The organism is Rhodococcus sp. 11-3 (genome assembly GCF_023704055.1).
GTDB classification, from domain to species: Bacteria; Actinomycetota; Actinomycetes; order Mycobacteriales; family Mycobacteriaceae; genus Rhodococcus; species Rhodococcus aetherivorans.
The window spans coordinates 1442725-1469493 of record NZ_CP080406.1; the positions used below are offsets into that span (position 1 = coordinate 1442725).

27 protein-coding genes and 1 pseudogene are annotated in these 26769 nt (G+C 71.7%); 12 read left to right on the top strand and 16 right to left on the bottom strand.

The genetic code is table 11. The annotated features are described in order from the left end of the window. Window positions 1-43 precede the first annotated feature (43 nt). Window positions 44-1165, bottom strand: a complete 1122-nt coding sequence (gene serC, locus KZJ41_RS06755; RefSeq protein WP_006936126.1) for a phosphoserine transaminase — start codon at window positions 1163-1165, stop codon at window positions 44-46. 114 nt (window positions 1166-1279) lie between these two features. Beyond that, window positions 1280-2407: a citrate synthase 2 gene (locus tag KZJ41_RS06760; RefSeq protein ID WP_006936122.1), complete on the bottom strand. Its 1128-nt coding sequence runs from the start codon at window positions 2405-2407 to the stop codon at window positions 1280-1282. Between the two features lie 245 nt (window positions 2408-2652). Between KZJ41_RS06760 and pdxH the strand changes: the two genes are divergently transcribed. Beyond that, window positions 2653-3306, top strand: a complete 654-nt coding sequence (gene pdxH / locus KZJ41_RS06765; protein WP_029541828.1) for a pyridoxamine 5'-phosphate oxidase — start codon at window positions 2653-2655, stop codon at window positions 3304-3306. Continuing rightward, a complete protein-coding gene (locus KZJ41_RS06770; RefSeq protein WP_006936119.1) occupies window positions 3303-4571 on the top strand; it encodes an MFS transporter in 1269 nt (422 codons plus the stop codon). Before pdxH ends, KZJ41_RS06770 begins: the two co-directional genes overlap by 4 nt. A 4-nt stretch (window positions 4572-4575) precedes the next feature. Here the strand turns inward: KZJ41_RS06770 and KZJ41_RS06775 are convergent, their stop codons facing one another. Both KZJ41_RS06775 and KZJ41_RS06780 read right to left on the bottom strand, forming a co-directional pair. Further along, the gene (locus tag KZJ41_RS06775) at window positions 4576-5493 is read right to left on the bottom strand and encodes an MBL fold metallo-hydrolase (protein WP_006936116.1); all 918 of its coding nucleotides are present in this window, start codon (window positions 5491-5493) and stop codon (window positions 4576-4578) included. Between the two features lie 22 nt (window positions 5494-5515). Next, window positions 5516-5716, bottom strand: a complete 201-nt coding sequence (locus KZJ41_RS06780) for a serine hydrolase (protein ID WP_373566463.1) — start codon at window positions 5714-5716, stop codon at window positions 5516-5518. On the opposite strand from KZJ41_RS06780, the gene bla reads away from it, so the two are divergent. From bla to KZJ41_RS06805, 5 genes and pseudogenes are all read left to right on the top strand, one after another. Beyond that, entirely contained in the window at window positions 5697-6587 is an 891-nt protein-coding gene (gene bla, locus KZJ41_RS06785) for a class A beta-lactamase (protein WP_373566464.1), read from the top strand. The genes KZJ41_RS06780 and bla overlap by 20 nt on opposite strands. Before the next feature lie 24 nt (window positions 6588-6611). Continuing rightward, window positions 6612-7550 carry an aldose 1-epimerase family protein gene (locus KZJ41_RS06790; RefSeq protein WP_065922934.1) on the top strand — a complete coding sequence of 313 codons (939 nt, stop codon included), beginning with the start codon at window positions 6612-6614 and terminating at the stop codon, window positions 7548-7550. A gap of 273 nt (window positions 7551-7823) precedes the next feature. Then, window positions 7824-9122, top strand: coding sequence for a citrate synthase (locus KZJ41_RS06795; RefSeq protein ID WP_084648665.1), 1299 nt, complete (start codon window positions 7824-7826; stop codon window positions 9120-9122). 26 nt (window positions 9123-9148) lie between these two features. Beyond that, window positions 9149-9499: pseudogene (locus KZJ41_RS06800) on the top strand (FKBP-type peptidyl-prolyl cis-trans isomerase); the annotation flags it as partial. Window positions 9500-9520: 21 nt separating this feature from the next. Beyond that, window positions 9521-9874 (top strand): FKBP-type peptidyl-prolyl cis-trans isomerase, encoded by a 354-nt coding sequence (locus tag KZJ41_RS06805; protein ID WP_373566478.1) that lies wholly within the window; start codon window positions 9521-9523, stop codon window positions 9872-9874. Between the two features lie 77 nt (window positions 9875-9951). Here the strand turns inward: KZJ41_RS06805 and KZJ41_RS06810 are convergent, their stop codons facing one another. From KZJ41_RS06810 to KZJ41_RS06825, 4 genes are all read right to left on the bottom strand, one after another. After that, window positions 9952-10239 carry a hypothetical protein gene (locus KZJ41_RS06810; RefSeq protein ID WP_065922932.1) on the bottom strand — a complete coding sequence of 96 codons (288 nt, stop codon included), beginning with the start codon at window positions 10237-10239 and terminating at the stop codon, window positions 9952-9954. A gap of 88 nt (window positions 10240-10327) precedes the next feature. Then, window positions 10328-11656, bottom strand: a complete 1329-nt coding sequence (locus KZJ41_RS06815) for a sensor histidine kinase KdpD (protein ID WP_065922931.1) — start codon at window positions 11654-11656, stop codon at window positions 10328-10330. Then, window positions 11653-12348 carry a response regulator transcription factor gene (locus tag KZJ41_RS06820; RefSeq protein WP_006936087.1) on the bottom strand — a complete coding sequence of 232 codons (696 nt, stop codon included), beginning with the start codon at window positions 12346-12348 and terminating at the stop codon, window positions 11653-11655. Before KZJ41_RS06820 ends, KZJ41_RS06815 begins: the two co-directional genes overlap by 4 nt. Then, complete coding sequence (locus tag KZJ41_RS06825; protein WP_006936086.1) at window positions 12345-12980, bottom strand: TetR/AcrR family transcriptional regulator; 636 nt, start codon at window positions 12978-12980, stop codon at window positions 12345-12347. Before KZJ41_RS06825 ends, KZJ41_RS06820 begins: the two co-directional genes overlap by 4 nt. 123 nt (window positions 12981-13103) lie before the next feature. On the opposite strand from KZJ41_RS06825, the gene KZJ41_RS06830 reads away from it, so the two are divergent. Then, window positions 13104-14903: an acyl-CoA dehydrogenase gene (locus KZJ41_RS06830; RefSeq protein WP_065922930.1), complete on the top strand. Its 1800-nt coding sequence runs from the start codon at window positions 13104-13106 to the stop codon at window positions 14901-14903. Between the two features lie 32 nt (window positions 14904-14935). On the opposite strand, the gene KZJ41_RS06835 is transcribed toward KZJ41_RS06830, so the two are convergent. Then, entirely contained in the window at window positions 14936-15523 is a 588-nt protein-coding gene (locus KZJ41_RS06835; RefSeq protein ID WP_065922929.1) for a dihydrofolate reductase family protein, read from the bottom strand. Window positions 15524-15605: 82 nt separating this feature from the next. Between KZJ41_RS06835 and KZJ41_RS06840 the strand changes: the two genes are divergently transcribed. Further along, entirely contained in the window at window positions 15606-16220 is a 615-nt protein-coding gene (locus KZJ41_RS06840) for a TetR/AcrR family transcriptional regulator (RefSeq protein ID WP_029541848.1), read from the top strand. Here the strand turns inward: KZJ41_RS06840 and KZJ41_RS06845 are convergent. Beyond that, window positions 16189-16677 (bottom strand): CinA family protein, encoded by a 489-nt coding sequence (locus KZJ41_RS06845; RefSeq protein WP_006936080.1) that lies wholly within the window; start codon window positions 16675-16677, stop codon window positions 16189-16191. The two genes, KZJ41_RS06840 and KZJ41_RS06845, sit on opposite strands and share 32 nt — an antisense overlap. 80 nt (window positions 16678-16757) lie before the next feature. Here KZJ41_RS06845 and KZJ41_RS06850 point away from each other — a divergent pair, with 80 nt between their 5' ends. Next, complete coding sequence (locus tag KZJ41_RS06850) at window positions 16758-17813, top strand: YbdK family carboxylate-amine ligase (RefSeq protein WP_065922928.1); 1056 nt, start codon at window positions 16758-16760, stop codon at window positions 17811-17813. Here the strand turns inward: KZJ41_RS06850 and KZJ41_RS06855 are convergent. Continuing rightward, window positions 17785-18540, bottom strand: a complete 756-nt coding sequence (locus KZJ41_RS06855; RefSeq protein ID WP_006936076.1) for a pyrimidine reductase family protein — start codon at window positions 18538-18540, stop codon at window positions 17785-17787. The two genes, KZJ41_RS06850 and KZJ41_RS06855, sit on opposite strands and share 29 nt — an antisense overlap. Window positions 18541-18577: 37 nt before the next feature. Then, complete coding sequence (locus tag KZJ41_RS06860; protein WP_006936074.1) at window positions 18578-19072, bottom strand: flavin reductase family protein; 495 nt, start codon at window positions 19070-19072, stop codon at window positions 18578-18580. A gap of 83 nt (window positions 19073-19155) precedes the next feature. Here KZJ41_RS06860 and KZJ41_RS06865 point away from each other — a divergent pair, with 83 nt between their 5' ends. Next, entirely contained in the window at window positions 19156-20709 is a 1554-nt protein-coding gene (locus KZJ41_RS06865; protein WP_006936072.1) for a YhjD/YihY/BrkB family envelope integrity protein, read from the top strand. Next, window positions 20706-21011 (top strand): DUF3618 domain-containing protein, encoded by a 306-nt coding sequence (locus KZJ41_RS06870; RefSeq protein ID WP_006936071.1) that lies wholly within the window; start codon window positions 20706-20708, stop codon window positions 21009-21011. Before KZJ41_RS06865 ends, KZJ41_RS06870 begins: the two co-directional genes overlap by 4 nt. A gap of 91 nt (window positions 21012-21102) precedes the next feature. On the opposite strand, the gene KZJ41_RS06875 is transcribed toward KZJ41_RS06870, so the two are convergent. The 4 genes from KZJ41_RS06875 to KZJ41_RS06890 form a co-directional block, all read right to left on the bottom strand. After that, a complete protein-coding gene (locus KZJ41_RS06875; RefSeq protein WP_006936070.1) occupies window positions 21103-22995 on the bottom strand; it encodes a propionyl-CoA synthetase in 1893 nt (630 codons plus the stop codon). 127 nt (window positions 22996-23122) lie between these two features. Further along, entirely contained in the window at window positions 23123-24625 is a 1503-nt protein-coding gene (locus KZJ41_RS06880) for a carboxyl transferase domain-containing protein (RefSeq protein WP_029541857.1), read from the bottom strand. Between the two features lie 61 nt (window positions 24626-24686). After that, entirely contained in the window at window positions 24687-25877 is a 1191-nt protein-coding gene (locus KZJ41_RS06885) for an ABC transporter permease (protein ID WP_029541861.1), read from the bottom strand. After that, complete coding sequence (locus KZJ41_RS06890) at window positions 25874-26764, bottom strand: ABC transporter ATP-binding protein (protein ID WP_029541864.1); 891 nt, start codon at window positions 26762-26764, stop codon at window positions 25874-25876. Before KZJ41_RS06890 ends, KZJ41_RS06885 begins: the two co-directional genes overlap by 4 nt. Between the last annotated feature and the right edge of the window lie 5 nt (window positions 26765-26769).

Genomic DNA, 26769 nt, shown 5'->3' on the forward strand with positions numbered 1-26769 from the left:
CCGACCCGGATCCGACCCCGCCCCGAACGGTTGCGCTACCGCCCTACATCTGCGAGACCACCCAGTCGACGCACTTGGTCAGCTGGGTGACGTCCTCGGGGTCGATGGCCGGGAACATGCCGATGCGCAGCTGGTTGCGGCCCAGCTTGCGGTACGGCTCGGTGTCGACGATCCCGTTGGCGCGCAGGATCTTTGCGACCTTCGCGGCATCCACCGAGTCGGCGAAGTCGACGGTGCCGACCACCTGCGAGCGCAGCGCCGGATCGGCGACGAACGGGGTGGCGTACTCGGAGGCCTCGGCCCACTCGTACAGCCGCGACGACGAGTCCTTGGTGCGGGCGGTGGTCCACTCCAGGCCGCCGTTGCCGTTCATCCATTCGATCTGGTCGGCCAGCAGCAGCAGCGTGCCCACCGCCGGGGTGTTGTACGTCTGATCCTTGGCGCTGTTGTCGACGGCGATGGGCAGCGACAGGAACTCGGGGGTGAAGCGGCCCGAGGCCTTGATCTCGTCCACCCGCTCGAGCGCGGCCGGGCTCATCAGCGCGATCCACAGGCCGCCGTCGGCGGCGAAGCACTTCTGCGGCGCGAAGTAGTAGACGTCGAAGTCCTCCGCGGCGACGGGCAGACCGCCGGCACCGGACGTCGCGTCGATGGCGATGAGGGCGTTCCCGGAGCCGGCCGGGCGGGTGACGGGCACCGCGACACCGGTCGAGGTCTCGTTGTGGGCCCAGCCGATGAGGTCGGCCGAGCCGTCGGCGACGATCTCCGGTGCGGTGCCCGGCGCGCTGTCCACGACGATCGGGTCACCGATCAACGGGTTCTTCTTGGCGACCGTGGCGAACTTCGACGAGAACTCGCCGTAGGTGAAGTGCTGCGACTTCTCGCGGATCAGGCCGAACGCGGCCGCGTCCCAGAACGCGGTGGTGCCGCCGTTGCCCAGCACCACCTCGTAACCGTCGGGCAGGGAGAACAGCTCGCGCAGACCCGAGCGGATGCGGGCGACGACGTCCTTGACGGGCTTCTGCCGGTGGCTGGTACCGAACACCGAGGCACCGACCTCGACCAGGGACTGCAGCTGCTCGGGGCGAACCTTGGAGGGGCCGCAGCCGAAGCGGCCGTCTGCGGGCTTGAGGTCGGCGGGAATGATCGGTGTAGCGTCAGCCATCGGTATGCGTGTCCTAAACGTCGAGGAACGAGTGCACCGGTAGTCTAGACGGCCCCCGTCGGGCGGCCGGACGGACGGGCGCCCGGCGCAGGGGCCGTCCGCCCGGCTCGCGGGTCAGTTGTGGGTGATGGAGTCCCAGCCCTCGACGCTCTCGGGGCTGCGCGGGTCCGGGCCGGTGTAGATCGCGGCCGGGCGCACCAGCTTGCCCAGGCGCTTCTGCTCGAGGATGTGCGCGCACCAGCCGGCGGTGCGGCCGCAGGTGAACATCGCCGGCATCATTGCGGCCGGGACCTCGGCGAAGTCGAGGATCACCGCGGCCCAGAACTCGACGTTGGTCTCGATGGCGCGATCGGGGCGACGCTCGCGCAGCTCGGCGAGGGCGGCCTGTTCGAGCGCCGCGGCGACCTCGTAGCGCGGGGCGTTCAGCCGCTTGGCGGTGTCGCGCAGCACCCGCGCCCGCGGGTCCTCGGCGCGGTAGACGCGGTGGCCGAAGCCCATCAGCTTGTCCTTGCGGTCGAGGATGCCCTTGACCAGCGCGCGGGCATCGCCGGTGCGCTCGGTCTCCTCGATCATCGGCAGCACGCGGGCGGGGGCGCCGCCGTGCAGCGGGCCGGACATCGCGCCGACCGCACCGGACAGCGCGGCGGCGACGTCGGCGCCGGTGGAGGCGATGACGCGGGCGGTGAAGGTGGAGGCGTTCATGCCGTGCTCGGCCGCCGAGACCCAGTACGCGTCGATCGCGGCGACGTGCGCCGGGTCGGGCTCACCCTTCCACCGCACCATGAACCGCTCGGTGACGGTCGCGGCCTCGTCGATGCGCTTCTGCGGCACGGCGGGCTGGTAGATGCCGCGCGCGGACTGCGCGACGTAGGACAGTGCCATCACGGCGGCGCGGGCGAGATTCTCGCGGGCGGTGGCGTCGTCGATGTCGAGGAGCGGCTCGAAGCCCCAGATCGGGGCGAGCATCGCCAGGCCGGCCTGGACGTCGACGCGGACGTCGCCGGTGTGGATCGGCAGCGGGAACGGCTCGGCCGGGGGCAGGCCCTGGCCGAACTTCCCGTCGACCAGCAGCGCCCACACGTCCCCGAACGTCACCCCGCGCGTGACGAGGTCCTCGATGTCGACGCCGCGGTAGCGCAGCGAACCGCCGTCCTTGTCGGGTTCGGCGATATCACTGGTGAAGGCGACCACGCCTTCGAGGCCGGCGACGAAATCCTCGGGTACAGACGCGCGCGATGCCATGACGGTTGGGCTCTCCTCGTTCGGTGCAACCCGGTCCGGGCAGCACTGCCGGTGAAGCGGGACTCGGCGGATGTGATCGGCGCCCCACTCCGTTCGTCGGTGCGACTGTAGTCCCCCGGACTGGACGCTCAGCGATGGGATACCCAGGAGTAGCGTCGAGCATCGTGTCCACCGATCCACAGCCCGGCGCCGAGAGCGCCGAGGGACTGCCTCCGGGTGCGGCCGAGCACGCCGACCTGGCCTCGATGCGTGTCGACTACACCCCCGCCGGCCCGCAGGGCGCCTCTGCCGCCGACGAGGATCTCGAGCCCGAGTGGCTCGCCGACGGGTGGCTGCCGCTGCTGCGCCGCTGGCTCGTCGACGCCGCCGCGGCCGGGCTGCCCGAGCCGAACGCGATGGTGCTCGGCACCGTCGACGAGCACGGGCGGCCCGTCACCCGCACCGTGCTGTGCAAGGGCGTCGACGCGGACGGGGTCACCTTCTTCACCAACTACGACTCCGACAAGGGCCGGCAGCTCGCCGCGACGCCCTACGCGTCGGCCACGTTCACCTGGATCCCGATCTTCCGCCAGGTCACCGTGCGCGGACCCGTCGAGCGGGTCGGCGAGCACGAGACCACCGAGTACTGGCACTCCCGGCCCCGCGGCTCCCGACTCGGCGCGTGGGCGTCGCAGCAGTCCCGGCCGATCGAGTCGCGGGCCGCGCTCGAGCACGCCCTCATCGAGGTCGCGGAGCGCTACGGCATGGACGCCGAGATCCCGGTGCCGCCGCACTGGGGTGGGCTGCGGATCCGTCCCGAGTCGGCCGAGTTCTGGCAGGGCCGCCCCAACCGCCTGCACAACCGGGTCCGGACCCGGCTGGTCGACGGGCGGTGGATCACCGAGCGTCTGCAGCCGTGAGGCGACTGCTCGCCGACACCACACCGCTCGAGAATCGCGACTACCGCCGGTTGTGGACCGCCGGCATCGTCACGGTCATCGGTGCCCAGCTCAGCGTGGTCGCCGTGCCGCAACAGATCTACGAGATCACCCGCAACTCCGCGTACGTGGGCCTGACCGGCGTGTTCGCCCTCGTGCCGCTCGTGGTGTTCGGGCTGTGGGGCGGGGCCCTGGCCGACGTGATGGACCGGCGCCGGTTGCTCACGCTCACCACCGTGGGCATGGGGGTGACGTCGCTGCTGCTGTGGGCGCAGGCCGCCGCGGGCCTCGGGAACGTGTGGCTGGTGCTGGTGCTGCTGTCGCTGCAGCAGGCCTGCTTCGCGGTCAACCAGCCGACGCGCGGCGCCGTGATCCCGCGACTCATCCCGAAGGGCCAACTGGCGGCGGCCAATTCGTTGAACATGACGGTGATGCAGTTCGGCGCCATCGCCGGGCCGCTGCTCGCGGGCGCCCTGATCCCCGTGCTCGGCCTGCCCACCCTGTACCTGATCGACACCGTCGCGCTGCTCGCGACGCTGTGGGCGGTGCTCGCGCTGCCGCCGATCCCGCCGACCGGGCAGGCCCGGCGGGCGGGCCTGCGCGAGGTGCTCGACGGGTTCCGCTACCTGTCCACACAGAAGATCCTGCTCGCCTCGTTCGTCGTCGACATCGTCGCGATGGTGTTCGGCATGCCGCGGGCACTGTTCCCGCAGATCGCCCACGATTCGTTCGGGGATCCCGCGCAGGGCGGGCTCGCGCTCGGCCTGCTGTTCGCGGCGATGTCGGTCGGCGCGGTGCTCGGCGGCGTGTTCTCGGGGTGGTTGCCGCGGGTGCGCCGGCAGGGCCTGGCAGTGATCGTGTGCATCGTCGCCTGGGGCCTGGCGATGATCGGCTTCGGCGTCGCGGTGGGCGCGGCCGAACCGGGCGGCACCGCGGTGTGGCTGTGGATCGCGCTGGCGTTCCTGGCGTTCGGCGGCGCGGTCGACATGGTCTCGGCGGCGTTCCGCTCGACGATGCTGCAGTCCGTCGCCACCGACGAGATGCGCGGCCGGCTACAGGGCGTGTTCATCGTCGTTGTCGCCGGCGGACCCCGCATCGGCGACGTCCTGCACGGCGGCGCGGCCGCGCTGGTGGGCACCGCGATCGCCGCGGCGGGCGGGGGAGTGCTCGTCGTGGTCGGTGTGCTGGTGTGCGTGCTCGCCTTCCCCGCGTTCGTGCGGTACCGGGTCGACCGCACGATCCGCTGATCGGTTACCTCCAGGGATCCTCGCGCCGCCACACCTGCGGCAGGTGCAGGCGTACGCCGTCGCGTTCGGCGAGCCCGCCGAGGACCCGCATGGTGACGTCGAGATCGTCGCCGGCGTAGGGCAGCGCGCGCAGCGGCCGGTCGAGCGGGCGGAAGAAGTCGTCCCAGTGCACGAGCACCGCCCGCCGCGCGCCGACCGTGCCGACGGTCTCCGCCCAGTAGGTGCGGATGTACTCCTCGCTCTGCACGCCGAGTTGGCCGACGCCGAGATAGACGACGTCGGCGCGCCGGCCGGCCAGCGCCCGGGGCCGGAATCCGGCGCTGCCCTGGATCAGCAGGGTACGGCCGTCGGCGTGCGCGACGAACGTCGACCACGCCTCGCCGCACCGATACGCCGCAGCCCGTGCGGGCGGGACCACGGGCGCGTCGATCGTGCCCGGGTATCGGTCGGGCGGACAGTGCTCCGACGCGACGAGCGTGACGGTGAACCCGCCGAACCGCAGCGGCTCACCGGGGGTGGCGACGACGATCCGCTCCGGTGGAAGGCCGTGCCCGCGCCCGACGTTCGCGGTGGACTCGCCGCCGACGAGTACCGCACCCGTCCGCTCGGCGACGACCGCGGAATCGAGCACGTGATCGAAGTGGCTGTGGACGGGCAGCACGGCCGCGAGCCGGGACGCGCCGGCGCGGGCCAGGCACGCGTCGATCCGGGCCGGGTCGGGTGCGAGCCGGCCCAGCGCGACGGCGCCGAGGCCCGGCCGGGTGAAGAAGCCGTCGGTGAGCAGCGCGTCGGTGCCGTCGTCGACGAGCAGGGTGGAAACGCCGAGGAACGTCACGGCCGGGCGGGACGCCGCCGTCGCTGCGGGGACGTCGAACCGGTCGGCGTAGGCGGCGAGGTCCGGGCGGCCGAGGCGCAGTCGCATCCGGTCATCGTAGGCGCGGGAATCACTCGTGCGGCGCCGGACGACGCAGCTCGGTGACCGCGATGCGGGCGGCCTCGGCGATCGCGGCGTCGACGACCGGCAGTACCGGGTCCACGCGCGCGGCCCGGGTGAAGACCGCCACCGCGACGGGCTGTTCGTGCGGGAACTCGACGACGGCGACCTCGTTGCGGATCACGCCGACGGTGCCGGTCTTGCCCGCCACCGACACGCCGCGGTGCGGCGCGCGCACCGAGGCGACGGTGCCGCCGCCGGGGCCGGAGGCCGGCGCTCGGTTCGCCCGGCTCGACGCGGTGCTCGCCGACCTCGAGGAGCGTCGCCGGGTCCGGCTCGGCGTGCTCGCCCACGATCCGGGGCGCGGGCTGACGTACGCCCGCCGGGCCGACGACCGGTTCGCAATGTGCTCGACGTTCAAGGTGTACGCGGCCGCCGCGATCCTGCGGCTCGAATCGCAGGGCAGTCTGCGGCTCGACGACACGGTTCCGGTCGATCCTGCGGACATCGTCGAGAATTCGCCCGTCACCTCCGAGGCGCAGGGCCGGACCCTGACGCTGGCGCAACTGTGCGACGCCGCCCTGACCCGCAGCGACAACACCGCCGGCAACCTCCTGCTGCGGCGGCCGGGCGGGCCCACCGCCGTGACCGCCTTCGCCCGGTCGCTCGGCGACACCGCCACGACCCTCGACCGCTGGGAGCCCGAGCTCAACAGCGCCGAGCCCGGCGACGTGCGCGACACCTCCACCGCGTCCGGTCTCGCGCGCGGCTACCGGGAGCTGCTGCTCGGGTCCGGCCTGCCCGCGGCGGGACAGCAGACCCTGACGGACTGGATGCGGGCGAGTGTCACCTCCGGGCAGCGCATCCGGGCGGGGCTGCCGGCCGGCTGGACCGCGGCCGACAAATCCGGGGCCGGCCGGTACGGCACCGTGAACGACGCCGGGGTGCTGTGGTCCCCGGACGGTTCGCCGCTCGTGCTCGTGCTCCTCAGCGACTCGGTCACCGGGTTGCCGGACGCCACGCACGACAACGCCGCGATCGCCGAGGCCACAGCCGTGATCGTCGAATCCCTGACCCGCTGAGTCCGTCCGCGGGACACTGGGCCCATGTCCGATCCGAAGAACTACCGGATCCGAGGGGGCGGGTACCGCGCGGAGGTCTCCAGCTCGGGGGCGGCCCTGCGGGTGCTCGAGCACGAATCGGCGACCGGGCCGTACCGGCTGACGGAGAGCTGGCCGGAGAACGAGCGGCCCCCGCTGCGCTCCGGCACGGTGCTCGCCCCGTGGCCGAACCGCATCCGGGACGGGCACTTCTACTTCGACGGCATCGAGCATCAGCTCGCGCTCACCGAACCCGAACGCGGCAACGCGGTGCACGGGTTCGCCTGGCATCGAGACTGGGTTCTGGTTTCCCACAACGATTCTCGCATCGAGCAGGCGCTGGATGTGGGGCTGCACAAGGGGTGGCCGTACCAGCTGCGGCTCACCGCGACCCACGAGGTGGGCGACGACGGGCTCACCGTCACGCACACCGCCACCAACGTGGGCGGCTACCACTCGCCGTTCGGGCTCGGGGTGCATCCCTACGTGCGTGCGGGCGACGCCCCGCTCGACGAGTGCACGCTGCGCCTGGCCGCCGGCACCCGGCTGCCGCTCGACCCCGGGCGCGGACTGCCGAACGCGTACTCCCAGCCGGTCGAGGGCACCGAGTTCGACTTCACCGCGCCGCGGCCGCTGCGCGGGATCGAGCTCGAGGCCCCCTACAGCGCGCTGGACGTGGACGTGGACGGCCGGGCCCGGCACGACCTGCGGGGCCCGGACGGCAGGGGCGTGCAACTGTGGGCCGGGCGCGAGTTCGCCTGGCTGCAGGTGTTCACCGCCGGTGCCGTCCCCGAGCTCGAATATCCGGGGCGGGGGCGGGCCCTGGCGCTCGAGCCGATGACGTGTCCGCCGGACGCCTTCAATCTCGGCATCGATCTCGTCGTGCTGCAGCCCGGGGAGACGTGGACGGGCCGGTGGGGCCTGACCGCCCTGCCGGCCGCCTGACCGGTTCCCGCACCGCCGGTGCACCGGCGGTGCGGACACGCCGACGGGCGCTCACCGCGACGGCGCAGGGAACGTGATATGCAATATCGACGCAGGTGAGCGCCGTTGCGGGGGGCACGACCGACGGTTTCGGTGCCCTCGTGGCACACCGCCGATCCGGCGCGATCCGGGACCTTCGACGGACCCTCCCTGGGCACATGGCCTGCGCAAGGGCTAGGTTCTACGTGAATGTTCGGAAGAATCGCGTTGATCTGAGCTTGAGAGGGATCCTTCGTGCCCGCTGAGAATGACACCCGACCCACCCTCAGCTACCCCGGTGGCGAGCACACAATGTCTATCGCCAAGGCGACGGAAGGCAACGACGGCATCGAGCTGGGCAAGCTCCTTGCGGAGACCGGGTACACCACCCTTGACCCCGGTTTCGTCAACACCGCCTCCACCACGTCGGCCATCACCTTCATCGACGGGGAGAAGGGCATCCTGCGGTACCGCGGATACCCCATCGAGCAGCTGGCGGAAAAGTCCACGTTCATCGAGGTCAGCTACCTGCTGATCTACGGTGAGCTGCCCACCGCGGAGCAGCTCGAGGTCTTCACCGACAAGATCCGCCGGCACACGCTGCTGCACGAGGATCTCAAGCGCTTCTTCGACGGCTTCCCGCGCAACGCGCACCCGATGCCCGTCGTCTCCAGCGCCGTCAACGCCCTGTCGGCGTACTACCAGGACGCGCTCGATCCCGACGACCCGGAGCAGGTGGAGCTGTCCACCATCCGGCTGATGGCCAAGCTGCCGACCATCGCGGCCTACGCCTACAAGAAGTCCGTCGGTCAGCCGTTCCTGTACCCGGACAACTCGCTGAACCTGGTCGAGAACTTCCTGCGCATGACCTTCGGCTTCCCGGCGGAGCCGTACCAGGTCGATCCCGAGATCGCCCAGGCCCTCGACATGCTGCTGATCCTGCATGCCGACCACGAGCAGAACTGCTCGACCTCCACGGTGCGGCTCGTCGGTTCCTCCGACGCCAACCTGTTCACCTCGATCTCCGGCGGCATCAACGCGCTGTGGGGCCCGCTGCACGGTGGCGCCAACCAGGCCGTGCTCGAGATGCTCAACGAGATCAAGACCAGCGGGGGCGACGTCAAGGAGTTCGTCCGCAAGGTCAAGAACAAGGAAGACGGCGTCAAGCTCATGGGCTTCGGACACCGCGTCTACCGCAACTACGATCCGCGTGCGGCGATCGTGAAGAAGACCGCCGACAGCCTGCTCGCCAAGCTGGGCGGCGACGACGACCTGCTGCACATCGCGCAGGCCCTCGAGGAGGCTGCGCTCACCGACGACTACTTCATCGAGCGCAAGCTGTACCCGAACGTCGACTTCTACACCGGTCTGATCTACCGGGCGATGGGCTTCCCGACCCGCATGTTCACGGTGCTGTTCGCACTCGGCCGCCTGCCGGGCTGGATCGCGCACTGGCGCGAGATGCACTCCGACCCGACGCTGAAGATCGGCCGCCCGCGGCAGATCTACACCGGTTACACCGAGCGCGACTACAACAGCATCGACGCACGCTGACCCGTCCCCTACCGGAAGACCGATACATGAGCAGCAAGCCCGAGATCGAGTTCCAGGAGGGTCCCGCCCCGACCGGCCTGGTCGTCAAGGACCTCACCGTCGGCGAGGGCGCCGAGGCGACGCCCGGAGCCAAGGTCGAGGTCCACTACGTCGGCGTCGAGTTCGACTCCGGCGAGGAGTTCGATTCGTCGTGGAGCCGCGGCGAATCCATCACCTTCCCGCTCAGCGGCCTGATCGCCGGCTGGCAGGAGGGCATCCCCGGCATGCGCGTCGGTGGCCGCCGGCAGCTGACGATCCCGCCGGAGATGGCGTACGGCCCGGCCGGCTCGGGTCACCGTCTCGCCGGCAAGACCCTGGTCTTCGTCATCGATCTGCTCGGGGTGGAGGCCAAGCCCGAGGTGCCGGAGATCGAGCCGGCGACCGGCCCGGCTCCCGCCGAGCTCGTGATCGAGGACATCACCGTCGGGGACGGGCCCGAGGCGCAGCCCGGGTCGGTCGTCGACGTGCACTACCACGGCGTCGAGTACGACACGAACGAGGTGTTCGACTCCTCGTTCGCCCGCGGCGAGTCCGTCAAGTTCCCGCTCGGCCGGCTCATCCCCGGCTGGCAGGAGGGCATCCCCGGCATGAAGATCGGCGGTCGCCGCAAGCTGACGGTGCCCCCGCAGCTCGCCTACGGCCCGGCCGGGTCCGGGCACCCGCTCGGCGGCAAGACCCTGGTCTTCGTCATCGACCTCCTCGGCACCGAGTAGGTCCCGCCCACGGCCGGAGCCCCGCATCGCCTGTCGCGATGCGGGGCTCCGTCGCATGCGGGGGATTCCCGCGGGAGTCAGTGCCGGACGAAGGGGGTGGGGGCGATGTCGCCGCTGTCGAGGAAGTGCCACTGGTCGTCGCTGCGGCAGATCCGCCCGTCGAACCGGGAGCCGTGGTTGCGGAACTCGGTGCGCTGGAAGTTGCCGTTCCTGTCGAAATGCGTGATGGCGCAACCGCGGTCGTGACGGTCGCGGCGGTCGTGGTCGTCGCGGTGGTCCGAGGACGCGGCTGCGGTCCCGGCACCGCCGAGGACCGGCAGGACGATCAGGGCGGCGGTGACGATCAGCTTGCGGCTCTTCGACATTCGGATCTCCTGGGATCGGTGGAGGGGCTGCCTACGATCCTGCGCCCGCCCCGTCCCGCGTCGTAGTGACCCGAGGGGTGGAAAACGTTCACCCCGCCGATCCGGCGAGCCGCACCGTCAGCCGTGCCCCGCCGAGCGGGCTCGCCTCCAGCCGCGCCGCGCCGCCGTGCAGCGCCGCCTGCTGCGCCACCAGCGCCAGCCCCAGCCCGGAGCCGCCCCTGGCGGCGCCGCTGCCCCGGCGGAACCGCTCGAACACCACGCCGCGCTCGTCGGCGGGCACCCCGCGGCCGTCGTCGTCGACGGTGAGCACGGTGTCGGTGCCGTCGGCGGTGACCGCCAGCCGGATCCGGCGGGCGTGGCCGTGCCGCACCGAGTTGGCCACGGCGTTGTCGACGACGAGCCGCAGTCCGCTCGGCAGCGCCCGGATCTCGCGTCCCGTCTCGCCGACCACCTCGATCTGCACGCCGGGATGCCGGCTCATCGCATCGGCGGCCGCGGCGTCACAGATCTCCACCGGGTCGGTGGGCACGAAGTCCCGGGAGGTGGACAGGTCGCCGCGGGCGAGCCGCTCGAGGTCGTCGAGAGTGGACTCGACGCGGCTCTGCGTCCGGGTGAGGTCGGCGAGGATCTGGGTGCGCTCCTCGACGCTCAGGACGTCGCCGGTCGCGTCCAGGGTGGAGAGCACCTCGAGGTCGGTGCGCATGGCGGTCAGCGGGGTCCGCAGCTCGTGGGCGGCGGCAGCCGCGAAGTCCCGCGCCGTGGCGAGGGCGGCGTCGGTGGCGGCCTGGGCGCGGGCGACGTCGCTGAGCATGTCGCCGGCCGCGGCGGCGAGCTCGTCGGCCTCGCGGATGCCGGAGCGCCGCGGCGCGAGCGTCGGTTCGCGGGCCGCGATCCGGCGCGTGAGATCCACCAGGGGACGCACGGCCCGCCCGCCGAACACCCAGCCGAGGGCCGTGGCGACCGCGACGGCGATCGCACCGGCGACGGCGAGCTGACGGTGCTGCTCGGTCGTGATGTCCTGCGCCTCGGCGTAGGGCACGGCGACGGACAGGAGCGAGGGCACCCGGTCGGTCGGCGCGGTGTACGTCCGGTAGGCGGTGCCGCCGAGGTCGACGGTGTGGGCGCCGGGGGAGAGGACCGGCAGTTCGGTCGGGGTGCTGCTGAGCAACCGCCCGGACTCGGTGCGGATGGTGACGGCGAAGGCGCCGGCGTCGCCCAGGGCGGGCAGGAACAGACCGGCGGTGCCGGCGTTGGCGACCAGCACCTGTGTCGCCGTCTCGAGGCGGCGGTCGAGCTGCGCGAGGTTGTTCCGGGTGATCGCCAGCGCGACGAGCACGCCCAGGACCGCGACGACGAGCGTGGTGCCGAGCGCCGTGGCCGCGGCGACCCGTGCACGCAGCGAGAAACGGTGTGTCACGCCTGATCCCGCAACACGAAGCCCACCCCGCGCACGGTGTGCACCAGCCGTGGCCGCCCGCCGGCCTCGAGCTTGCGGCGCAGGTAGCCGACGAACACGTCGACGACGTTGGTGTCTGCGTCGAAGTCGTAGCCCCACACCAGGGTCAGCAGGCGGTCGCGGCTCAGGACGATGCCCGCGTTGCGGGCGAGCACCTCGAGCAGTTCGAACTCGCGCTTGGTCAGCTCCACGTCGCTGCCGTCGATGCGCACCCGGCGGCCCGCGGTGTCGAGTTCGAGCCCGCCGACCCGGACGACGGAGCCGGCGCCGGGAGCGCCCGGCACGCTGCGCCGCAGCATCGCCCGGATCCGCGCGACGAGCTCGGCGAGCACGAACGGCTTCGTCAGGTAGTCGTCGGCGCCGCACTCGAGCCCGGCGATGCGGTCGTCGACGGTGCTGCGCGCGCTGAGCACGCAGATCGGGATGTCGTGACCGCCGGCGCGCAGGGCGGTGACCACGCCGGTGCCGTCGAGGACCGGCATGTTCATGTCGAGCACCATCGCATCGGGGCGGTGCCGGGCGACGACGTCGAGCGCCTGGGTGCCGCTCGCGGCGGTGAGCACGTCGAACCCCGACAGGCGCAGCCCGCGCTGCAGGGAGGCGAGGACGTCCTCGTCGTCGTCGACGACGAGGACGGTGGCTGGCTCGGTCACCCCTGCATTGTGCCCGCGCCGAGCATGCCGAGGACGAGCTCGACGTAGTTGCCCGCGAGCGTGTCGACGTCGATACGGCCCGGCTGGTACCAGCGAGCGACGTCGATGCCGAGGGACAGGATCGCGAGGGCGGTGGTCGGCACGTCGCGGACGGTGAACACCCCGGCCGCGATGCCGTTCTCGATCTCGGCACGGATCACGGCGTCGGTGTCGCGGCGGATCGCGGCGATCGTCCGGTAGTGCTCCGGGGTGAGGGCGTGCAGTTCGTACTGCGCCACCCGGCAGACGGTGTGGTGCACGGCGTGGGTGCGCACGAAGCCGTCCACGATCGCGCGCATCCGGTCGGCCGGCTCGGTGGCGGAGGCGGCCGCGGCGACGACGGCGTCGAGGACGTGCTGGTGCCCGATGCGGCTGGCCTCGAACAGCACCTCCTCCTTGGACTTGAAGTGCACGTACAGTGCGGCCGGGCTCAGGCCTGCGCCGACGGAGATGTCACGGGTGGTGGTGGCGTGGTAGCCGCGACGGGCGAAGGACTCCACGGCCGAGCCGATGAGACGACGCGCGACGTCGGATTCGACCTCGGTGAAGATGCCGGTGAGGTCGTCCCGGTCGGTGATGGGCGTGTCGATCATGCTGGGGTCTCTCCGTCGCCGTGCTGGTCCGTTGACATCATGCACCGTCGTTGCTGTACTAAGTGAGCGCTTAGTGAATCTGTGGCCGCTGAGTGAATCCGTGGCACTGTGAAAGGAACCTCCATGCCCGCTCCCGTCCTGTCCCGGCGTGACCTCGACTTCCTGCTCTACGAGTGGCTGAACGTCGAGTCCCTCACCGCGCGGACGCGGTTCGCCGAGCACTCACGGGAGACGTTCGACGCCGTCCTCGACCTCAGTGCGGACATGGCCACCAAGCACTTCGCGCCGCACAACAAGAAGGCGGATGCCCAGGAGCCGCGGATCGGCGACGACGGCAAGGTCGAGATCATCCCCGAGGTCAAGGCGGCGCTGGAGCTGTTCGCCAAGGCCGGGCTCATCGGGTCCTCGTTCGACGAGGAACTCGGCGGCATGCAGCTGCCGGTCACCGTGCTGCGTGCGGCGATGGCCTGGTTCCAGGCCGCGAACGCCGGCACCTCGTCCTACCCGTTCCTCACCGTCGGCAACGCCAACCTCATCGCCACCCACGGCAGCGAGGAGCAGATCGCCACGTACGTGCCGTCCCTGCTCGAGGGCCGGTTCTTCGGCACCATGTGCCTGTCCGAGCCGCAGGCCGGATCGTCGCTGGCGGACATCACCACCAAGGCCGTGCCGCAGGACGACGGCAGCTACCGGCTCACCGGCACCAAGATGTGGATCTCCGGCGGCGACCACGAGCTGTCCGAGAACATCGTCCATCTCGTGCTGGCGAAGATTCCCGGTGGTCCGGCGGGGGTCAAGGGCATCTCGCTGTTCATCGTCCCGAAGATCCTCGTCGGCGGGGACGGGCAGCTCGGCGAGCGCAACGACGTCGCCCTCGTCGGTCTCAACCACAAGATGGGCAACCGCGGCACCACCAACACGCTGCTGAACTTCGGCGACGGCACCTTCACCCCCGGCGGTCGCGCCGGCGCCGTCGGCTACCTGCTCGGCGAGCCGCACAAGGGCCTGGCGTACATGTTCCACATGATGAACGAGGCCCGCATCGGCGTCGGGTTCCTCGCCACGTCGCTCGGCTACGCCGGCTACCTGCAGTCCCTCGAGTACGCCCGCACCCGCACCCAGGGCCGCCCCCTCGGGGACAAGGACCCGTCGTCGCCGCCCGTGCCGCTGATCGAGCATGCCGACGTGCGCCGGATGCTGCTCGCGCAGAAGGCCTACGTCGAGGGCGCGCTGGCGCTGGGGCTGTACTGCTCGACGCTCGTCGACGAGCAGCAGACCGCCGAGGACGAGGAGGCCCGCACCCGCGCCGGGCTGCTGCTCGACATGCTCACCCCCGTCGCGAAGTCCTGGCCGTCGCAGTGGTGCCTCGAGGCGAACAGCCTGGCGATCCAGGTGCACGGGGGCTACGGCTACACCCGCGAATTCGACGTCGAGCAGTTCTACCGGGACAACCGCCTCAACCCCATTCACGAGGGTACGCACGGCATCCAGGGGCTGGACCTGCTCGGGCGCAAGGTGGTCATGCAGGGCGGGGCGGGGCTGGCGCTGCTCGGCGAGACGATCGGGCGGACCGTCGCGCGGGCCGTCGACGCCGGGGGCGACGCGGCCCGCTACGCCGGGCAGCTGCAGGCGGCGGTGACGCGTGTCGCGGCGACCACCGCACGGCTGTGGTCGACCGGCGATCCCGAGGTGGCGCTGGCGAATTCGTCGGTGTATCTCGAGGCCGTCGGGCATGTGATCGTCTCGTGGATGTGGCTCGAACAGCTCCTCGCGGCCGGGACCCGGGAGGGCGGCTTCTACGACGGCAAGCGTGCCGCCGCCCGATACTTCTTCGCGTTCGAACTGCCGAAGACGGGTCCGCAGTTCGACCTGCTCGACAGCCTGGACCGGACCACGCTCGACACCGATCCCGCCTGGCTCTAGGCGGCTGCGCCGCCGGTGTGTCCTTTGGGCGGTCAGGGCCGCCCAAAGGACACACCGGACGCGAAGCGGCACACCGTGACGCCGCTGTCGAAGGTCTTCGTCTCGAGCCGGGTGAAGCGGTGCGGCTCGAACCCGCGGCGGAACAACGGGATTCCGTCGCCGACGACGATCGGGTTCACCTTCAGCACCAGTTCGTCGATCTCGGGCAACAGCGCCCCGGCGAGCGAGCCCCCGCCGCACAGCCAGATTCCCAGTCCCTCCTGGCGTTTGAGGTCGCGCACGTACTCGAGCGGATCGGTGGCCACGAGCGTGACCGTCTCGTCCGGCGCCTGGGTCATCGTCGTGGTGAACACGTACTGTCGCAGGTGCGGGTACGCGCTCGTCAGCCCGGCGGCGCGGGCGGGCTCCCACGTGCGCCGGCCCATCACGACGGCGTCGAAGTGCTTCGGTGGTCCCTCGATTCCGAGGGGTCCGCGGGCGTGGACCGGAAACGTCTCCGGAAACTCCCGCAGGAGGTATCCCATGTGGTCGCCCTCGACCGGGAAGAAGTCGAATCCGCCGGCCGGGTCGGCGACGAAGCCGTCGAGCGTGGTCGCGACGTAGTAGGTCAGTTTTCGCACGAAGGGCTCCTCGGATCGTCGACTACAACACCTGTGGTGGTCAAACTACAACAGGTGTTGTAGTCGATGCTAGAGTTTTTTCATGGCAGCGAATCCGGAGCGCCGAGCACAGCTCGCGGATGCCGGCCTGCGCGTGCTCGGCGCGGACGGCGCCCGCAAGCTGACCCACCGCGCCGTCGACCGGGAGGCAGGAGTGCCCCTGGGCACCTGCGCGAACTACTTTCCGACGCGGGACGAACTGCTCGGCGCCCTCGGTGCGCGCATCTTCGAGCGGCTCGCCCCCGACCCGGACCGGCTCGAGGCGCTCGCCGGCCGGACCCCGAGCGTCGACCTCTACATCGACTACATGCGATACCTCGTCGAGCGCACCACCGCCCAGCCGGACCTGACCGTCGCCCTGATGGAACTGCGCCTCGAGTCCCGCAGAAGCCCGGGACTCGCCGAGGTGCTCGGCGCGACGCTCTCCCGCAACTATCGGCTCGACGTCGAATTCAACGACGCCGCACAGTTACCCGCCACCGCGCTCGAGGTCGCCCTGCTGCACTACGCGGTCGACGGGCTGCTGCTGGACCTGCTCACCACCTCGATCGGTGCCGACGCCACACCCGACGAACTCGTCACCGAACTCGTCACCCGCCTGCTCGGCCGGGCGGGCACCGGCCCGCTCAGCTCGCCGCGCGGTCCGCGAGCAGAGTGAGCGCGTGAAAGACCGTTTCGGCCAGCACGTCCTCGGGCTCCCCCGGGAAGAACTTCTCCTCGGCGTGCGTCGGCCCGCGCCCGGCCACGGCGAACCACACCGTGCCCGGCTCCTGCCCGTCCTGGCTGTCCGGGCCGCCCGCCCCGGTCACCGCCACCGCGAGGTCGGCGCCGAGCAGTTCGACCGTCGACTCGGCCATGGCGCGCGCCGCCGCCTCGCAGACCACCGGGCCCTCCGGCACCCGCAGCAGCGAGTGCTTCACGGCCCGGGAATAGGCGACGATGCCGCCCCGGAACCACCCTGCGCTGCCCGGCGCGGCGCCCAGCCGGGCGGCCAGGGCGCCGGAGGTGAGCGACTCCGCGCACGCGACGGTCAGATCGCGGTCGGCGGCGAGCTCGCCGATCCGCTCGGCCGTCGCGCTGGACCGTGCGGATCCTTCGGGAACGTCGTCGGGCATGGGGAACTCCTTCCGCCGGATGCTGTCCGGACTCTACCGGCCGGCGTGTCGCCGCCGGCGGCAACGGGTAGCCCGCAACCATGAACCCCGAAACCTCCGGCGCGGCGCCGGGCGACGGCGTCACCATGGGCGTGGAGGAGGAATTCCTCCTCGTCGACCCGGCGACGGGTCACCCCGCGCCGGGGTTCGACGCGGTGTGCGGCCGGCTTCCGGGGGTACCCGGGGTGACGTTCGTCGGCGAACTGCACCCGACCCAGATCGAGGCCGTGGGCGGGGTGTGCCGGACCCTCGCGGAGCTGCGGACCCGGCTGACCTCGTCCCGCTCCGCGCTCGACGCCGCAGCCCGCCGATGCGGGCTGCGGTTCGCCGCCGTCGGGGTCCCCGAGTCCGACGCCGGACCCGGCACCCTCGTCGCGGCGGGTCGGCGGGCCGCCATCGCCGAGCGGTACCGCGCGCTGGTCGACGACTACCACGCCTGCGGCTGCCACGTGCACGTCGGCGTCGCCGACCGCGACACCGCGGCAGCCGTGGTGAACCATCTGACCCCGTGGCTGCCCACGCTCGTCGCGCTCGGCGCCAACTCCCCGCGGCACGGCGGCCGCGACACGGGCTACGCGAGCTGGCGCATCGTGCAGCAGAGCCGGTTTCCCGGCTTCGGTCTGCCCCCGTACCTGCGTTCGGCGCAGCACGCCGCCGCTCTCGTCGCCCGCCTGGTCGACGCCGGGGTGCTGCTCGACTCCCGGATGACGTTCTGGCTCGCCCGGCCGTCGGTCCACGTGCCGACGGTGGAGATCCGCGCGGCCGACACCGCCCCAACGGTCGACGGCACGGTCCTGCAGGCGGCCCTGGGCCGGGGCCTGGTCGGCGCCGCTCTCGGCGATCTGCGCCGTGGCGTCGAGGTGCGGCCGGTCGAGCCGGACCTCGGTGCGGCGGCGGTGTGGAGCGCCGCCCGGTACGGTCTCGACGGCCCGGCGGTGGACGTGCACACCGGCACCCGGATCCCGGCCCGGGACATGCTCGCCCGCCTGCTGGACCGCGTCGCGCCGACGCTGCGGGCGCACGGCGATCTCGACGTGGTGCAGAAGCTCCTGGCGGGGCCCCACCCCGTCACCGCTCCCCGCGTATCCACCGGGTGAGGACCGTGCCGTCGTCGTCGGCGAGGACGTGGGCGGGCCGCATCGACGTCACCGCCGTCTGCGGGGCGGTGGCGATGCGTCCCTCCGGACCTGCGGCGAGCAGCGGCGCCAGCGTGAGGCACAGGTCGTCGACCACGCCGTCGGCGATCAGCTGACCGAACAGCCGCGGCCCGCCCTCGCACAGCGCGCGGGTCCAGCCCGCCGCGGCCAGCGCGTCGCGCACCGCGTGCCCGTCGATCGAATGCTCGGCGATCACCCGCACGTCCGCGCCGGCGGCGGCGAGAGAGCGACGACGGGTCCCGGGCGCGGTCTCGCACGTGAGGACGACCGGCGCGACGGTGGTGTCGGTGAACAACCGGCACCCGGGGTCCAGGTGGCATGTGGCGGTGACGACCGCGACGGGCGGCACCTCGCTCAGGCCCGCCTCGAGGCGCCGCTCCCGCAGCGCCGCGCTGGTGCGGGCACCGCCGTAGTTCTCGCCGCGTGCCGTGCCCGCGCCCACGACGATCACGTCGGCCAGGCCCCGCAGCAGCCCGAACACCTTCTTGTCCGACGGTGTGCCGAGCCCACCCGAGCGGCCCTCCACGGCGACGGCCCCGTCGAGGGAGGAGACGAAGTTGACCCGGATCCACGGCGACCGCAGATCGGCCGGATACGCGTAGAGGGCCCGCAGTTCGTCGTCGTCGAGCGGACGGGCCGGGCAGGTCGGATCGTCGAGGCGCCGCATCGCTCGATCACACCACGCGTCGCGGCGCCGTGGGGAATCAGGGCGCGTGCCCGGCGTCGAGGTCACGGACGTCGCCGTGCCGGATCACGTCGTTCAGTTCGCCGTGGCACTCCCCGCCGTCCGGGTCGAGCAGGAATCCGACGTGGTCGCCCAGCGCGGCCCGGCCGACGACGCGTCCGATGAACCACGCCGGGACGCCGTCGAGGACGGGCAGGCCGTGCGGGCCGTCGTGCCACGCGCATCGCGAGAACTTGTCCACCTCGTCGCCCGTCTCGCCGCCGAACAGGCGCGCCAGGGGGAGCTGGTCCCGTCCCAGTACGTGGACGACGAGATGCTCGGCGGCGGTGGCCACCCGGAAGGTGCGGTTCGAGGTGGACAACCCCACCAGGAACCGGGGCGGGTCGATGCTGGCCTGGGTGGCGAACCCCACCAGGCACCCGGTGCGCTCCTCGAGGACCCGGGTGGTGACGACGAACACCGGTTGATCCAGGCGGCCGACGATCGAATGGAACACCTTGTGTGCACTCGTCATGCCTTCATTCCTACGCCGCCCGGCCTCCTGTTCCGGCCGGTTGCGGCGTTTGGTCCCCACCGTGTACGGGTAATCGCGGCAACATGACGGCCAAACACGGCGACCCCGACGTGGCGGAGGACTTCCCGCGACCGGACGATTCTCGCAAACCCGACTCGCCGACCGACCTGACGAAACCGTCGTGGAAGTTCGTGCTGCGCAAGACCGCTCGCGAGTTCAGCCATGATCAGTGCACCGACCTCGCCGCCGCGCTGACGTACTACGCCGTGCTGTCCCTGTTTCCGGCGCTGCTCGTCGTCGTGTCCCTGCTCGGCGTGTTCGGCCAGGGCCAGAGCACCGTGGACGCGGTGATGCAGATCGTCGAGGATCTCGGCCCGGCCACCGCCGTGGACACGCTCCGCGGCCCGGTCGAACAACTCGTGCAGGCGCCGGCGGCCGGGTTCGCGCTCGTCGTCGGTATCGCCGGTGCGCTGTGGTCGGCGTCGGGTTACGTCGGCGCGTTCGGCCGCGCCATGAACCGCATCTACGAGGTCGACGAGGGACGCCCCATCTGGAAGCTGCGGCCGTGGATGCTGCTCATCACCGCCCTCGCGCTGATCGCGATGGGCGCGACGGCCCTCATGCTCGTCGTGAGCGGTCCCGTGGCCCGGGCGATGGGGGACGTGATCGGGCTCGGCGAGACTGCGGTGACGGTCTGGAACATCGCGAAGTGGCCCGTGATCCTGATCCTGGTGATCATGATCGTCGCCGTGCTGTACTACGCGACGCCGAACGTGACGCAGCCGAAGTTCCGCTGGATCAGTGCGGGTGCCGCCATCGCGATCCTCGCGTGGATCGTGGCGTCGGTCGCGTTCGCGTTCTACGTCTCCAACTTCGGCAGTTACAACGAGACCTACGGCTCCCTCGCCGGCGCGATCGTGTTTCTCCTGTGGTTGTGGATCACCAACCTCGCGCTGCTGTTCGGCGCGGAGTTCGACGCCGAGCTCGAGCGTGGACGTCAGCTGCAGGCCGGCATCGAGGCGGAGGAGACGCTGCAGCTGCCGCCGCGGGACACCCGCAACATCGAGAAGAACGAGGAGAAGCGGCAAGAGGACATCGACCGCGGCCGTGAACTCCGCCTTGCGCACACCGCGTCGGCCCGCGAGGGCGCCGACGACGATGCGGAGGGCGACAGATCGGACCGAGACGTCGCACCACACCGAAAGGACTCGACGATGACCGCGTCCCCCGGCGGCACGCACAGTGCCACGGACCCCAGCGAACTGTCCACCGCGCAACTGATCGAGCGGCTCACCACCCAGGTGCCGACCCTGGTGCGCACCGAGGTCACCCACGCCCTCGACGAGGTGAAGGCCAAGGGCACCCGGATGGGCGTCGGCGTCGGCATCGCCGGTGCCGGGCTGATGCTGATCTACCTCGGCGTCGGCGCCCTCATCGCGACCGCGATCCTGGGGCTCGCCACCGTGCTCTCCCCGTGGCTGGCCGCGCTGATCGTCTCGTTGATCGTCCTGGCTGTCGGCGGCACCCTGGCCGCCGTCGGCAGGTCGCGGGCCAAGAACTCGGCCCCACCGGTACCCAGCGAGACGGCGGAGAGTATCCGCAAGGACGTGAACACCGTGAAGGAGCATGTGCGATGACCGGTCCCGACCCCGCACGCAACACCGAGGCCGCCGACGCGGTGCCCAGCGTCGAGCAGCAACGCGCCGAGCTCGCCGAGACGGTGGAGGCCCTCGCCCACAAGGTCGACGTCCCGGCCCGCGCGAAGTCGGCCGCCCAGGAGAAGGTGCACGAAGTCCAGGTGAAAGCGCAGGAACGTCCCCAGATCGTCGCGGCCGTCGTCGGCGGCATCGTCGCGGCCCTCGTCGTGGGCCGGGTGGCGCGCCGCCGCGGCAAGCGCAACGGCAAGCGCAAGGTGGTGCGCCGCCGCCGCAAGCACTGAGCGGGAGGTCTCCTTATCGAGAGGGAGGTTGTTGCGGCATCGCCCGAAAGGGCTCCGCAACAACCTCCCTCTCGACGTTGCGAGCGGCGAGCTATCCGCGCAGTTGCTGCTCGAGCGCCTCGAGCACCGACGGGTCCTCGATCGTCGACGGCACGGTGTACTGCTCGTGGTCGGCGATCTGCCGCATCGTCTTGCGGAGGATCTTGCCGGAGCGGGTCTTCGGCAGCGCCTGCACCACGGTCACGTCACGGAATGTGGCGACCGCGCCGATCTGCTCGCGCACCATCGCCACGAGTTCCTGCCGCAGCGTCTCCGGGTCGATCTCGACGCCGGACTTGAGCACCACGTAACCGGACGGCCGCTGGCCCTTGAGCTCGTCGCGGATGCCGACGACCGCGCACTCGGCGACGGCCGGGTGCGACGCCACCACGGCCTCCATGCTTCCGGTCGAAAGCCGATGGCCGGCAACGTTGATGACGTCGTCGGACCGGCCGAGGACGAACACGTAGCCGTCCTCGTCGACGTAGCCGGAATCGCCGGTGAGGTAGTAGCCCGGGAAGGTCTCCAGGTACGACCGCCGGTAGCGGTCCTCGTCCTGCCACAGCCCGGTCAGGGTGCCCGGGGGCAGCGGCAGAGCGATCACGATGTTGCCCTCGGTGCCGGCTTCGACGGGCTTGCCCTCGGCATCGACGATGTCGACGCGGTAGCCCGGTACCGGCACGGTGGGCGAGCCCGCCTTGATCGGCATGGGGTCCAGGCCGCGCAGGTTCGCGGCGATCGCCCAGCCGGTCTCGGTCTGCCACCAGTGGTCGACGACGGGCCGGTCGAGTACCTTCGTCGCCCACTCGTAGGTGTCCGGGTCGAGCCGCTCGCCCGCGGCGAAGAGCGTACGGAGGGAGGAGATGTCGTAGTTCTCCAGCTCCTTCGCCTCGGGGTCGGCCTTGCGGACGGCGCGGATCGCGGTGGGCGCGGTGAACAACGCGACGACGCTGTTCTCGTTGATGATCCGCCAGAACGCGCCGGCATCCGGTGTGCCCACCGGCTTGCCCTCGTACATGACGGTGGTCGCGCCGATCAGCAGCGGGCCGTAGACGATGTAGGAGTGGCCGACGACCCAGCCCACGTCGGACGCGGTCCACCACACGTCGCCGGGGGAGATGTCGTAGATGTTGCGCATCGACCAGGTCAGCGCCACCGCGTGCCCGCCGTTGTCGCGCACCACGCCCTTCGGCTTCCCCGTGGTGCCGGAGGTGTAGAGGATGTACAGCGGGTCGGTGGCCGCGACGGTGACCGGCCCGGCCGGGTCCGCGTCGGCGGTGAGCTCGTCCCAGTCGAACCACGTGGCGACGGAGGCCTTGTAGTCGGCGGCCGAGCCCGGGATCATCTCCCGGTTCTTGACGATCACGGTGTGCGGCGGGGTCTGCGACAGTGACAGTGCCTGCTCGACCATGGGCAGGTACTCGACGGTGCGGCCCGGCTCGAGGCCGCCGGAGGCGGTGACGAGCAGCACCGGCCGGGCGTCGTCGATGCGGGTGGCGAGTTCCTTGGCGGCGAAACCGCCGAACACCACCGAGTGCACGGCGCCGATGCGGGCGCACGCGAGCATCGCGATCGCGGCCTCCGGGATCATCGGCATGTAGATCACGACGCGGTCGCCGGCGACGACGCCCTGATCGCGCAGCACCCCGGCGAAGGCCGCGACCTCGTCCAGCAGCTCGGCGTAGGTGTAGGTGCGCTTGGCGGGGACCATCGCCGAATCCCAGATCAGGGCGGGCCGGTCGCCGTGTCCGGCCTGCACGTGCCGGTCGAGGGCGTTGAAGCTGGTGTTGAGCGTGCCGTCGGGGAACCAGCGGAACGACGGGGCCTGCGAGCCGTCGAGGGCGCGCGTCGGCGTGTTCACCCAGTCCACGGCGCGGGCCGCCTCGAGCCAGAACCCCTCGGGGTCCTCCACGCTCTGCCGGAAGGCCTCCGCGTACGAGCTCATCGATTCGCATCCTCTCTGACCACAGCCTGTGACGCTGACCACCCTATTCGAGAGCCCCCGGGGTGAGGCACTGCCCGTTCGGCCGGTGCGCCGGGCGGCGCCTCGGCGTCGGTGAGCGGGCACGCGGCTACCGGGGCAGCCCCAGCTTCCGGTAGCGCTCGAGCCGCCGCCGGTATCGCAGCGTCGGGTCCTGGCCGACGAGCACGCCGAGTTCGCGGGCGACGGCGGCACCGACACGCTTGGCGAACTCGGTGGGCTCCTCCGCGGCATCGGGGAACTCGGGGATCACACCGTCGACGACACCGTCGCGCAGCAGGTCGCGGGAGCGGATGCCCTGAGCCGCCGCCATCTGCGGGGCGTGGGTGGTGTCGCGGTGCACGATCGCGCTGGCGCCCTCGGGCGGCAGCGGGGCGAGCCAGCCGTTCTGCGCGCACAGCACCCGGTCGGCGGGCAGCAGCGCCAGCGCGCCACCGCCGGTGCCCTGCCCGAGGAGCACCGACACCGTGGGCGTCGGCAGGGTCACCAGGTCGGCCAGGCAGCGGGCGATCTCCGGTGCGAGTCCGCGTTCCTCGGCCTCCTTGGACAGCGAGGCGCCGAGCGTGTCGATCACCAGCACGAGGGGAAGGCGGAGTTCGTCGGCCAGCCGCATCGCGCGCCGCGCCTCGCGCAGCGCGCCCGGACCCATCGTCCGCGCTGCGGACTGCCCGCTGCGGTCCTGGCCGAACAGCACGCACGACGCGCCGCGGAACCGGGCGAGCGAGACCAGCACGGTGCGGTCGGACTCGCCCTGCCCGGTGCCGGACAGCGGGACCTGCGCGGCCGCGGCATGCCGCAGCAACTGCCGGATGCCGGGACGCTCCGTCCGGCGGGAGAGCATTACCGACTGCCACGCCGGCACGTCGGGCACGTCGTCGGCGGAGGTGACCGCGGGACCTGCGGACGCATCGATGACCGTCGGCTCGGTGAGCACGCGGAGCATCCGGTGCACGAGCTGGCGGACCCCGGCGAGCGGCACCACCCCGTCGATCACGCCCTTCTGGGACAGGTTCTCGGCGGTCTGCACGCCCTCCGGGAAGGCCTCGTGGTAGAGCGCCTGGTAGACGCGGGGGCCGAGAAAGCCGACGAGCGCGCCGGGTTCGGCGGCGGTGACGTGCCCGAGCGAACCCCACGACGCGAACACCCCGCCGGTGGTGGGGTTGCGCAGGTACACCAGATAGCCGAGGTGCGCGGCCTTGTGAGCGGTGACGGCCGCCGCGATCTTGACCATCTGCACGAACGCGAGGGTGCCCTCCTGCATCCGGGTGCCGCCGGACGTGGGGGAGGCCAGCAGCGGCAGCTTCTCGCGGGTGGCGCGTTCCACGGCGAGGACGATGCGCTCGGCCGCGGCCACCCCGATCGACCCGGCGAGAAAAGCGAACTCGCAGGCGATCACCGCGACGTGCCGGCCGTGCACGGTTCCGACGCCGGTGATCACGGACTCGTCGACGCCGGACTTCGCCGCCGCGGCCTCGAGCTCGGCGCGGTACTGCTCGTCGGGGTGCACGTCGACGGGGGCGGTGTCCCAGGAGTGGAAGCTGCCCGCGTCGAGCACGCTGTCGATGAACTCCTGCGCCGAGATCCTGAGGGCCATGGCACGACCCTAGCCGTGCGTCCTTCGGGCGCCTCCAGGCTCCCGAAGGACGCACCGGCGCCTACCGGCCGATCGCCTCCTTCCAGGTGACCACGCGGCCGATGCGCAGGATGGACCGGCGGTAGATCCGCGCCCCGACCACGCTCAGGGCGCCGGTCACGAGCAGCATCAGCACGATCGTGCCGACGATCTGCAGCGGGGTCGCCACGCCGGAGGCGATGCGCAGCGGCATCAGGATCGCCGAGAACGGCGGGATCCAGCTCAGCACGGTGCTCCACGTCGACTCGGGGTCGTCCACGGACGAGAAGGCCGCGAAGAACATCGCGACGATGAGCACCATCAGCGGGGACGCGGTGGCGTTCACGTCCTCCTGGCGCGACACCATCGAGCCGGCCGCGGCGTAGAGGACCGCGAAGAACGCGAACCCGAGGACGAACCAGCCCAGTGTGCCGGCGAGCGTGCCCAGGGCCGCGCCGGTGACGGTGAGTGTGCCGGTGGCGAGACCGGCCCCCACCCCGGCCACCCCGTATGCGGTGAGCTGCAGCAGACCCACCGCACCGATGCCGAGGATCTTGCCCCACAGCAACTGCAGCGGGCGCAGCGTCGACAGCAGCAGCTCCACCACGCGCGACGACTTCTCCTCGACCACGCCCATCGCCACGTACATCCCGAACATCATGATCTGCATGTAGAGCAACACGACCGCCGCGATCGCCAGGGTGGTGCGCTGCGCCTGCTCCGGGTCCGGCGGGTCGAGGGCCTCGACGGTCACGGTGGCGCGGGCGGTGTCCGCCGCCAGCGCGGACGGGTCGACGCCGCGCGCGGTGAGGGCGTCGACCTGCGCCTGCTGCGCGACGGCCGTGTCGATCGTCGCGCGCACGGCCGGGTCGATCTCCGATTCGGCGACGGCGGTGACGGAACCCGCCGGGCCCGGGACCAGCGCGACGTCGAGCTCGCCGTCGCGTACCCGGTCGCGGCCGGTGCCGGCGTCCGGGATCTCCGTGACGTCGACCGGGCTGCCCGTGGCTTCTCCGACGGCGGTGACGGCGGCGCCGAGGGCCGGGTCGCCGACGACGCCGACGGTGGCGGGTTCGTCGTCGCCGGAGAACAGCGACACGGCGACGATGCCGCCGACGATCGCGAGCAGGATGATCGCGTTGCTGATCAGGAAGCTCTTCTTGCGGATCTGGGTGAGGAACTCACGGCGGGCCACCAGCGCGACGGCGCGGGCGGGACTCAACGGGGCGCTCACGCTGCGACCACCTCTCGGAACAGGTCGGTCAATGTCGGCCGACGAACGGAGAACTCGTGCACCGGGCCGGTGGCGAGCGCGGCCCGGAGGATCTGCTGGTCGTCGGCGCCGTTGCCGAGGACGAGGACGGTGCGCCCGCCGCCGTGCGCGACGGTGGTGACGCCGGGCAGCCCGGCGGCCCAGCCCTCGGGGGCCTGTGGGGCGTGCACCTCGAGCCGAGCCTCACCGTGGCCGCGCAGTTCGTCGACGGTGCCGACGGCGCGCATCGTTCCCTTGGAAATGATCCCGACACGGTGGCAGAGCCGTTGCACGAGATCGAGCTGGTGGCTCGAGAAGATCACCGGGACACCGGTTTCGGCCTTCTCCATCAGCACGTCGCTCATGACGTCGACGGCGACGGGGTCCAGGCCCGAGAACGGCTCGTCGAGGACCAGCACCCTCGGGTCGTGCACCAGGGCGGCCGCGAGCTGGACCCGCTGCTGGTTACCGAGGGAGAGCGCGTCGACGGCGTCGTCCACCCGCTCGGCGATGCCCAGCCGGCTCGTCCAGCGCGTCACGGCGGCATCGGCCTCGGAACGGGAGAGTCCGTGCAGCCGAGCGAGGTACGACAGTTGCGCGCCGACCTGCATCTTGGGGTACAGCCCCCGTTCCTCCGGCATGTACCCGATGGTGCGGCGCACCTGGAGGTCGACGGGCCGGCCGTCGAGCCGGACCTCACCGGAGTCGGCGGCGAGCACCCCGAGGACGATCCGCATGGTGGTGGTCTTCCCGGCGCCGTTGCTGCCGACGAAGCCGAACAGCTCACCGGGCCGCACGTCGAAGGTGACGTCGTCGAGCGCGACGACGTCACCGTATCGTTTCGAGACACCGTTGATCGTGAGCGTCACGTTTC